This window comes from [Chlorobium] sp. 445 (assembly GCA_002763895.1).
GTDB lineage: Bacteria > Bacteroidota > Chlorobiia > Chlorobiales > Thermochlorobacteraceae > Thermochlorobacter.
The window spans coordinates 1-10476 of the sequence record NSLH01000050.1 but is presented as its reverse complement, the minus strand read 5'-3'; the positions used below and the strand labels follow the sequence as shown (position 1 = coordinate 10476).

Sequence of the window (10476 nt, the reverse complement as noted above, 5' to 3'; positions counted from 1 at the left end):
CCTGGCGGTTTAAGTTACGACCAAGCCGATAAGACTCGACCGATTGTCTGCTTTGGCTCGTTTCAGGATTACTTAGGGCGCAACCCCAGCACAGGCGGCATTAAAACCAAAAACGAATGGGTGCATGCTACGCATTGGGATTGTGTGATTTTTGATGAGTATCATTACGGTGCTTGGCGTGAAAATGCCAAGGATCTCTTCGAAGCCGAGGATGAGCGTGAGCGGAAAGCCGATGAAGGCGAGGGGCTTGATGATTTCAAAGAAGACATTTTACCGATTAGTGCTGATCACTATCTTTATTTATCGGGCACGCCGTTTCGCGCCATCAGTTCGGGCGAATTTATCGAAGAGCAAATTTACAACTGGACCTACACCGACGAACAACGTGCCAAAGCCGAATGGGACGAGACGAAAGGACCCAACCCTTACGCTGCCCTGCCGCGCATGGTGCTGATGACGTATCGGCTGCCAGAGGAGATTCGGCAAGTTGCCTTGCAAGGCGAGTTTAACGAGTTTGACCTCAATGTGTTCTTTGCGGCGGAGGGCATGGACGAGCAGGCGCGCTTCAAATACGAGGAAGAAGTGCAAAAGTGGCTTGATTTAATTCGTGGTGCGCATTTGCCCACCAATATCGATGAGCTCAAACTGGGAAAGCATCACCGACCGCCGTTGCCTTTTTCTGACAAGCGTCTGCTGCCGACCCTTTCGCATACGGTGTGGTTTTTGCCCAGTGTTGCGGCTTGCTATGCCATGAACAATTTGCTCCAAAAGCCGCACAACAAGTTTTATCACGATTACAAAATCATTGTGGCGGCTGGGGCAAAAGCGGGCATTGGGGTGGAGGCATTGCCGCCGGTCTTGAAAGCGATGGGCAATCCGCTCGAGACAAAGACGATTACGCTCACGTGCGGCAAGCTCACGACGGGCGTTACCGTGCGTCCTTGGACGGGGATTTTTATGCTGCGCAACACATCTAGCCCGGAGACCTATTTTCAAGCGGCGTTTCGTGTGCAAAGCCCTTGGACGCTCAAAAATCCTGATGGAAAATCGCCCAACGAAGAATTGATTCTCAAACCCGAATGCTATGTGTTTGACTTTGCGCCTGACCGTGCTTTGCGTCAGATTGCCGATTACAGTTGTCGCCTTCATGTCGGCGAAGCGACCCCGAAAGGAAAGTAGCAGAGTTTATTCAGTTTTTGCCGGTTTTAGCCTACGATGGCAGTTCGATGCGTCAGATTGATGCGGCGGGTGTGTTGGAGATGGCGATGAGCGGCACGACAGCCACGCTCTTAGCGCGGCGTTGGGAGAGTGCGCTCTTGGTCAATGTCGATAACGATACCCTGCGGCGCTTGATGAGCAATGAGCGAGCCATGCAAGCACTCATGAACATTGAAGCTTTCCGCAACCTCAATCAAGAGATCGAGACAATTATCAACAAATCGGAAGCGGTCAATAAAGCCAAGCGTGAAGCCAACGACCGGACACTGAAAGCCGAGGAAAAGAAACAACTCACAGAAGCAGAGAAGGAATACAAAAGCAAGCGTAAAGAAATTCAAGAGAAACTCATCAAGTTGGCGACCCGTGTTCCGGTATTGATGTATCTGACCGACTACCGTGAGCGCACGCTCAGAGATGTGATTACAAAACTAGAGCCGGAGCTATTTCAGCGCGTTACGGGGCTAACGGTGGAAGATTTTGAGCTGTTGGTGAGTCTCAATGTCTTCAACGGTGCCCTGATGAACGATGCGGTCTATAAGTTCAAGCGTTATGAGGACCCGAGTTTGGTCTATGTAGGTATCAATCGTCATGATGAGACGCAAGTGGGGCTTTATGACACGGTGATTAGCCGTCAGGAATACGAGGTGGCTTTTGTCAATATGCAGGAGGAAAGTCGCAAGGAATGAGGTAGGCAGGCAGAACTAGGAACGGTCAATCCAAAATTTTTCTTACTATGAATGAATTTGCAGAGGCTTTGTGGTTGAGTAAGTGTAAAGCAAACAAAAATTGGGAAGGCAAAAATGAAAAGACTTGAAAACAAAACAGCGGTTATCACGGGTGGGGCGGGTAGCATTGGCAAAGCGACCGCCAAGCTCTTTTTAGAGGAAGGTGCAAGAGTGATGTTAGTCGATCTGCATGAGCAAGCATTGAAAGAAGCGGTCGAGGAGTTAGGTAGCAAACATGTCTTGTATTGTGCAGCGGATGTAACACAGTCTGCGGATGTGAAGCGATATGCGGATGAGGCGGCAAAAGCCTTCGGGCAGGTTGATATCTTTTTTAACAACGCAGGGATTGAAGGTGTGGTAAAACCTGTTACGGAGTATCCGGAGGAGATGTTCGATAAAGTGATAGCGGTCAATGTCAAAGGTGTTTGGTTAGGTCATAAGTACATGGTGCCGGTGATGAAGGATGGCGGTAGTATTATCATCACCTCTTCTGTAGCGGGCTTGAAGGGCACGCCAAATGTCAGTGCGTATGTTGCCAGCAAGCATGCTGTAATTGGAATCATGAGAAGTTTAGCGCTTGAGCTTGCGCCAAGAAAAATAAGGGTGAATACAATCAATCCTTCGCCGGTGGATAATCGAATGATGCGCTCGTTAGAAGAGGGTTTTGCACCGGGGCATGGTGCAGAAGTCAAAAAGCAATTTGAGCAAACCATTCCATTGGGCAGATATGCACAAGCTCAGGAAGTTGCGCAGTTGGTTGTATTTCTTGCAAGTGATGAGAGTCAATTTATTACGGGCACGATTCATCCTATCGATGGTGGCTTAAATGCCTAACAGCAGCAAGTTGCACACGTGCGGATGCTGTGCTCGGTATGAGAAACTGCTGCAGCATGTATGCAAGCCAAAGCAATTATGACGCTGAGGGCATGGATGTCTCTTCGAGGGTGTCGTTGTGAACAGATGGCTTAGATGTGAGCAACAGGAAGAGTGCGCCGATAATTCCAGAAAGCAGTGAAGCAAGCAAGATACCGATTTTGACTGAGGCGATAGCTGCATCATTTGCTTTGAAGGCAAGTTCTGCAATGAAAATCGACATGGTGAAACCAATTCCGCCTAGGATGCCAACGCCAAAAATGTGCTGGAAGCTAGCCTCTTCGGGCAGGTCAGCAAGGCGAAGTTTTATTGCAAGCCAAGTAGCGGTGAAAATGCCGAGCGGTTTGCCAAGAGTAAGACCGAGCAGCACGCCCAGTGTAATAGAGTTTGCGAGGGCATCTCCAAACTGATCGAGAGCAATCATCACGCCGGCATTAGCGACGGCAAAAATTGGAATCACCAGCAGATTGACTGGCATTTGGATGCTATGCTCTAAGCGCGAGAGGGGACTGGCAACGGCACTTGTGGATTTGTCGATTTGCTCAACAATCTGCGTTTGTTCTTTGCTAGCAAGAATCCATTTGTCTTCGTTGTGTTGGCTTGCAAGTTCTGCCAGCAAGAAGTGCAGGTCTTCAACAAATTTCATGGGGTTGCATTTAGGGCGCGCTGGAATCATAAATGCGGAAAGCACGCCGGCTACGGTGGCATGTACGCCTGACCCCAGAAAACACACCCAGACGCCGAAGCTGAAGATGGCATAAACCCACAGTTTGCGGATGCCCAAAAGATTCATTAGCCACATGGCACCAAGCAGTCCCAAGCCTGCAAACAAGTTTGTCAGAACAATGGTCTCGGTGTAGAAGAGGCTAATGACGACAACGGCTACTAGATCATCGACGATAGCCAGCGCCAGAAGAAATGTCATCACGGAGCTTGGAATGCGGTTGCCCAAAATAAAGAGCAACGCCACTGCAAAGGCGATGTCGGTTGCCATGGGGATAGCCCAGCCGCGCGCGGCGTCACCGGTAGGATTGAGCAAAAAGTAAATTAGTGCAGGCATAATAACGCCGCCAAGTGCAGCCACAATAGGCAAAAGTGCCTTGCGCAGTGAAGAAAGTTCGCCCACCAGAATCTCCCGCTTGATTTCTAGACCTACAAGCAGGAAGAAAAGTGTCATCAGACCATCATTGATGAAGTGCTGCAGTGAGCTTTCCAGCACAAATGAAGAGATTTTGATGCCAATGGGAAGGTGTAAGAGATGTGCATACTCATCTGAAAAGTCAGAGTTTGCCAAAATCATGGCAGTAATCACGCAGAAGAGCAGCACACCACCACCAAATGTTTGCTTTTGGATAAAATCTTTGACGGGTGAGGAGTAGCGGCGATAAAATTCTTCAAATGGTGCCGTGTAGCGTGTGTCTTTCCTTGTTTGGCGCACATCAGACTCTGGCGATAAAGCCGTAAGCATTTCAGCGCTTGGGCTATTGACTCTCTCTGGATTTGGATGCATTGGCAAAAAGCTTGTGTTAAAAAGTTAAGGGCAATTACGGTAGCCCAAGTGAAAAGTTAAAACAATCCTACACGCAGCGAGCAGACAAGGCTGTGGAGCGCACTATTGCACAAAGCAGGTAACAACTAAGGGGATAAAAAAATTCTGATGGTAGTGTGTTTGGTGTCTGAGAGCAGAAGGTGGGCTTGCAGCGTAAAGGAAGAGCATGTTGGGGCGTGTTTTATCGAGATTGAGCGGCTTGCTCTCTACAGGACTGTGTGTTAGCAAGGGTTCTGAAGAGGTGTGCTGGAGACTTGTTGATGGATACGCTCAATCGTTGCAATTAAGCGTTCTGCATACTTTTCTTTTGTGTAGGCAGATTCATACTTACGAAGGTTGTTTTCTCGCATCCTGTGCCGCAGTTCTGCATTTTTACAAAGCAAAATGACTTTCTCGGCTACAGCGTCAGGGTCTTGTTTAGGGACGATAAAGCCATTGATGCCATCTTCGACAACTTCGGGAATGGCAGCGTGGTTTGTCGTAACAATCGGCAGACCAGCTTGCATAGCTTCCAGATTGACAATGCCAAAAGTTTCTATAGGATAGAACGTCGGGAAGACGAAGATATCAGCGTCGTAGAAAAGTTGTTCTTTGATTTCACCGGTAACGATGCCTTTCCAAGTGACGACATCTTGCAGGTGATGGGCTTGGACGAAGGCTTCGGCATCTTTTTTATCCTTTTCACTTTGCCAAGCGCCGGCAAAATTAAATTTGACATTCGGGCACTGCGCGATAATCTTGGGAATTGCCTCTAACAAGACAAAAAAACCCTTAGAGCGAGTGAGGTTAGAAAGATAGAGAACCTGAAGCGGCTCGTGCTGTGCCTCTAAGCGTGGTTTGGGGGCAGTCTGAAACCGTTCAATCGCATTATGCACGGCATAAATGCGCTCGGGCGGTAGAAACGGCAAAAAGTTGAATTTCAGGTTTTCCCCAACAACAATAGCGGCTTGTGCGGCGCACACAAAATTTTTGATAAGAAACTTGAGCCATCGTGGCGAACGCGCATAAAAGTCTGGTAAGTTATTGCCATGCGCATAGTAAATGATTTTGACGCCAAATAAGCGTACCGTAGAGAGCAGGATGGTATCACGTAGAAAGGGGATGGCTGTAAAAGTCATTGGATAGATGCAATAGTCGAAGCGGTAGCGAATCAGTTTGCCAAGGGTTTGAAAAACGTAGTAGATGAGTAGCGCAATTTTTTTGAAGCTAAATTTCCCGCCAATATCTTCAATGCGCTTGGCGAAGTTAATGAGTTGAACCTTCACATTAAAAGCCTGCATAAAAGGCGAATTCAGCAGCAGGCGATTCATCACTGTAAAGCCATGATAAGGAGGGGGAAGTTGGGCAAAGAGCAGAATGTTGAGCTCTCGAGATGCACTCATCAATCCCTTTAGGCAGTAATCTTGACACGAATTTTCTCAAAGGCTTTTCGAGCAGTAACTCTCAAAAACTTTGCTTCATCGCACCGTACGTTAAAGAAGACTTTTAAGAACTTAATCTTAGTGTAAGGAATGTTGGGCTTCACTTTGACAAAGACAAGGTTGCTAAGCAGCGTGTCCTCCCAGTACTCGTGCTGTTCAATCATGCTTTCATTGAAGAGGTAAGATGATGTGGTAAGTTTGACAGCGTAATCCTGCGGCTCATCGAGCAAAGGACCACTGAAGTGTCCAGCAGGAAGGTCATATGAAGCAGGAAAATCTCTTGCGTCTAAGAAAGGAAAGAACGCAATATCAATTTTGGGATAGAGACTTCTGATGTAAGGAGCAAGATGAGAAATGTAGCAATCATTGGCATTGAGAAGTGTGCTTTGGCCATCATGAACCAAGATTGCACTGTCCCAGTCATTTCGAAAAAGCGTAATGTCTATTGCATTCTTGAAGTGAAACTTCTCTTTATGATTCAGCTCAATGATGTTTTTGAAACCCATCGCCTGTAATTCTCGATGCTGCTCTTGGTCGGAAAGATATGGAATCAGTATCGGCGTGTTCTTGTCAAACAGCCGAAGCGTCGGCTCATGTTGATGATCGCGGTGCGAGTGTGAGATATAGATGCAATCGACTGGACCGATATCTGAGACCGTAAGTTTCGGTGGTGGAAATTGCCACCAAGATCCAAAAAAAGTAGGACCTTCTAACCAAGGGTCGGTAAGCAATCTTATACCCAGGGTTTCGATAAGCATGCAAGCGTGTGCAATATGAGTAACCTTCATACTATTCTTCTTATTGACGATATAGAAGAAGATGAAATCGAATATAAAAATGTACGTGCGAAAATTGACAATGGCTGGGTGGGGGGCGGACAACCATTTAGCCATTTTTCTGCATACCATTTTTCTCTTCTGAGAGATGAATCGCAAGATTGGAAGAGGATTCGAGGGTGATAATCCGTTGTGGCACAGCCAGCGTGATCCCCTGCTCGCTCATGGCGCGGTGAAAGTGTTCGCGCAACTGAATTTCTGTATCGAATCGCTGCGTGAAATCGGCAACAAAACAGGCTAAGCGCATCTCAATGCCCAGTTCTGTAATGCGCATAGCTTGCAACTCAGGCTTCGGATCATCGACCACAAATGGGTGAGAGGTCATCACTTGAAGTGCAATCTCTCTGACCTTTTGTGTGTCGGTGCCAAATGGCACTGTAAAGGGCACTAAGACGCGTGTCTTGTGAGTCGGATAAGCAAAATTAATAACCGTGCTTTTGACAAGTTCAGAGTTGGGTACAATGTGGTAGTTAAGGTCAAAATCTTGGATGCGTGTAGAGCGTAAGCCAATTGCGATGACATCGGCAAGAGTACCGTTTGGCAGTTGGATGCGATCGCCGACACGAAAGGGCTGGTCGAAGGCAATAATGATGCCGGCAATAATGTTTGCAATGGTATCCTGCGCTGCTAAAGCTACTGCTAATGAACCGACGCCCAAACTGACAAGTAGACTGCCGATATTGATTGAAAAGTGATCCATCACAATTGCAGCGGCAATCAGGATGATAAGCAGGGAAATAAGATTGCGCGCAAGTGGCGCTATCGTCATGAGTTGCTTGATGTCTTGATGTTGTGCTGCTGCCGCCGACTCGAGAAGATGGTCGATCATCGCACGAATAAAGCCAATGACAACGCTAATGCCGACAAGCGCCGCATAGATGTAAATGACCGCATCAAGCACTTTAACAAAGCGCATGATAGCAAGGCTTTCGGCATCGGTAACCAGTCGAATTCCCCAAAGTGCATAGAGCGACAGCACTGCAAAGACAATAGAGCGCGCACGCTGCTCAAGCACTTCGGCAAGCCGTTCATCAAGGTTCGTATCGGTGCGCGAAAAAATCTTCGTGCGCAAAAGTGAGATAATCTTCTTGAACAGCCAGCCTAGTGGAAATGAAAGCAAAATGAGAACAAAAGCTAAAACAAGACGATATAGCAACGGGTTAGATGCAACCCAATGTAGAATGTGTTCAGATGTCATAGGTCTATACAGATTTAATGATGTTACAAACGTGGTCAATAGCTTGGCTTGAGACGCCAAGATGAGTAACAAGACGAATAAAATTTTTTTTGATGCTTGAAATCAAAATATGGTGTTGTTGGAAGAGCTCAACCACAGCACTTTCATCCTGCCCAGAGGGCGATACATCGACAGCAACGATATTCGTCTGCACAAGATTCAAATCAAGACGAAATTTAGGATTAGCACAAAAGGCTTGTGCAAGTTGCCGTGCATGGCGATGATCTTCTGCCAGTCGCTCATAATGATGATGCAAAGCATAACGTGCCATAGAGGCAATGACGCCAACCTGCCGCATTGCGCCGCCCCACATTTTGCGAAACCGACGCGCAACGGCTATCATATCTTTCGCACCCACCAGCATCGAGCCAATAGGTGCACCTAAGCCTTTTGAGAAGCATACAGAAATGGTGTCAAAATGCTGAGCATAGTCTTTTGGCTTTAAGCCTGTGGCAACACAAGCATTCCAGAGCCGCGCGCCATCTAAGTGCAAGTGCAAGTTTTGGGACTTGCAGTATTGACTGATGCGCTCAACTTCCTCAATCGGATAAATTGTGCCCCCTGCGCGGTTGTGTGTATTCTCCAAGCAAACCAGCGACGTGCGAGGATACCAATCCGCCGTGGCACGCACCGCATCACGAATGTGATCGAGAGAAAGCACACCATCTTGACCCTCAATCGGTCGCAATTGCACACGTGAGAGCACCGCAGGTGCAGCAGTTTCGTAGTGAAAAATGTGTGCGCCCGATTCCAAAATCACTTCATCCCCATCACGCGTGCTGACACGCAGCGCCAGCTGATTTGCCATCGTGCCGCTTGGCACAAAGAGTGCCGCGTCTTTGCCTAAAAGTTCGGCAACTTCACACTCAAACTCTGCTGTAAGCTGGTCTTCACCGAAGACATCATCACCGAGTTTTGCAAGCAAGCCGGGCTCAAGCGTTGCCGCAAGCATCTCGGGTGTAGGCTTCGTAACTGTATCACTACGAAGATCAATCAGCGATGGCATCACTTATGCAAATGAAGTTGGGGAAGGCTGATGATACTCAGGTTCAGGTGCAGTGCGAAACTCCCCGCAGGGTTTGAAATGCGGATGCGTCTCAAAAAGCCGTTCAAGTTCAGTGCGCGTGAGCGCTTTAGCGCCGCCAAGCAATTCAGCCATTAGAAGTGTTTTTGCAGCATGTTCCAATTTTTTCTGTGCGATAAAGTGCCTGCCAAATATCTTCGCCAAGTGCAACGAGCCCATGATTTGAAAGCAAAATCGCATGCGCAGCTTTGATAAATGGTGCAAGCGAGGCAGCAACCTCCGCAGTGCCAGGCGTGGCATACTGTGCCAGCGGTACAGCACCAATGTCCAAGATCACTTCAGGAAATACAGCTAAGTCTAACGCACGACGCGCCGCAGCAAAGGCGGTAGTAGCAACTGGGTGAGTGTGCACAATGCCGCTAACATCAGGACGCTCGCGATAAATGTAAAGATGCATATGCGCTTCCGTCGATGGCGCACGCTTGCCCTCAAGCCACTTGCCATCAAGTGAGAGCAACGAAACATCATCAAGCAAGGCACGGCGCTTCAAAGTGCGCGACGCTGTGATGTAAATCCCCTCCGATGCGCGCAAACTAACATTGCCATCATAGCCCGCAACAAAGCCCAACGCCGCAACCTCATGTGCAACTTCGACGATTGTCCGCTGTAGTGAAGAGTCCATTTCAGTAGAAATTTTTGCCATGCAAAGTCTGGAATGCACAAAAATAGCCAAGAAATAGCCAAATTTCGCACGCATGCAACGCCATCGAGAACTCTTTTTTAGAGAGGCATACTTTTTGATGAATACGAAACGAAGTGCATTGTCTCCATGTTAGGTTCTATGTTAGGTGAGCGCTGCACGAAAACCTCAAGCAGCAGTACAACAAACAGCATTGGTAACTTCATTTCATACTCCGCAAAAATTCTGGTGATATGCAAATGCGCTACAAAAAGCTCCGCAAATCGCTTAAAAGAATGAAGGAAGCACTGGAGCATCTTGAAATGCTCGAGTCGCTTCTAGATGATCAGATGAGCCATGATGATGTCGCTACGCCGATGGAGCGCGCAACGAGCGACTTTACACAGGCTTTGCAAGCCTTCATGAAAGATGTGCCAAGCAAGTTAATACCCCAGCACCTTCAAAGTGTGCGCAGCAAAGACGCACGTAGTGATGAGCGCAAACTGTCTGAGGCTACAGCTGTCGTGGTGAGTAATGGCGCCGAGAGTAGCATCGCAGAAGAAATTCGCCAGACGGAGGCACGGCTGCAAAATTTTATGCGCGACCTGCTAAAAAAAGAATTACCGAAGTTAGCCCAATCACCAGTGCCCAAAGAAGATGATGTGGACATCGACGATCTTGTCAGGCAAAGTGAGCAGCGCTTGCGTACCATTATTGATTCTACACCCTTAGGCATCGTCATCACAAATGAAAATGCCATTATCGAATATGCTAATCAAGCCTATTGCGAAATCTATGGCTACAAGCCCGAAGAGCTTATCGGACAATCATTCACAATCATTGTGCCTCCTGAGAAAAAGGACTTCTGGCTTGATTTGCATCAAAAGTACTTAGATGGCTACAAGGAAATTCGA

General features: G+C 47.7%; 8 protein-coding genes and 1 pseudogene. 3 read left to right on the top strand and 6 right to left on the bottom strand.

The window, feature by feature from the left end; translation table 11 throughout:
* Positions 1-1904 (top strand): annotated as a pseudogene (locus tag CMR00_12395) (restriction endonuclease).
* A gap of 114 nt (positions 1905-2018) precedes the next feature.
* Positions 2019-2777, top strand: coding sequence for an oxidoreductase (locus CMR00_12390; protein PIO47068.1), 759 nt, complete (start codon positions 2019-2021; stop codon positions 2775-2777).
* A 76-nt stretch (positions 2778-2853) separates the two neighbouring features.
* Here CMR00_12390 and nhaA read toward each other — a convergent pair whose 3' ends face one another.
* The 6 genes from nhaA to CMR00_12360 form a co-directional block, all read right to left on the bottom strand.
* Positions 2854-4284, bottom strand: coding sequence for a Na+/H+ antiporter NhaA (gene nhaA, locus CMR00_12385; protein ID PIO47067.1), 1431 nt, complete (start codon positions 4282-4284; stop codon positions 2854-2856).
* 302 nt (positions 4285-4586) lie between these two features.
* Positions 4587-5747: a hypothetical protein gene (locus CMR00_12380; protein PIO47066.1), complete on the bottom strand. Its 1161-nt coding sequence runs from the start codon at positions 5745-5747 to the stop codon at positions 4587-4589.
* 8 nt (positions 5748-5755) lie between these two features.
* Positions 5756-6694 carry a hypothetical protein gene (locus CMR00_12375; GenBank protein ID PIO47065.1) on the bottom strand — a complete coding sequence of 313 codons (939 nt, stop codon included), beginning with the start codon at positions 6692-6694 and terminating at the stop codon, positions 5756-5758.
* Positions 6672-7820, bottom strand: coding sequence for a hypothetical protein (locus CMR00_12370; protein PIO47064.1), 1149 nt, complete (start codon positions 7818-7820; stop codon positions 6672-6674). The genes CMR00_12375 and CMR00_12370 overlap by 23 nt, the downstream gene beginning before the upstream one ends.
* A 4-nt stretch (positions 7821-7824) precedes the next feature.
* Positions 7825-8865, bottom strand: a complete 1041-nt coding sequence (locus CMR00_12365) for a low specificity L-threonine aldolase (GenBank protein PIO47069.1) — start codon at positions 8863-8865, stop codon at positions 7825-7827.
* A gap of 145 nt (positions 8866-9010) precedes the next feature.
* Positions 9011-9640 carry an aldolase gene (locus tag CMR00_12360; protein ID PIO47063.1) on the bottom strand — a complete coding sequence of 210 codons (630 nt, stop codon included), beginning with the start codon at positions 9638-9640 and terminating at the stop codon, positions 9011-9013.
* Positions 9641-9816: 176 nt separating this feature from the next.
* On the opposite strand from CMR00_12360, the gene CMR00_12355 reads away from it, so the two are divergent.
* Positions 9817-10476: hypothetical protein (locus CMR00_12355; GenBank protein ID PIO47062.1), on the top strand; the 660-nt coding region annotated here is incomplete at its 3' end.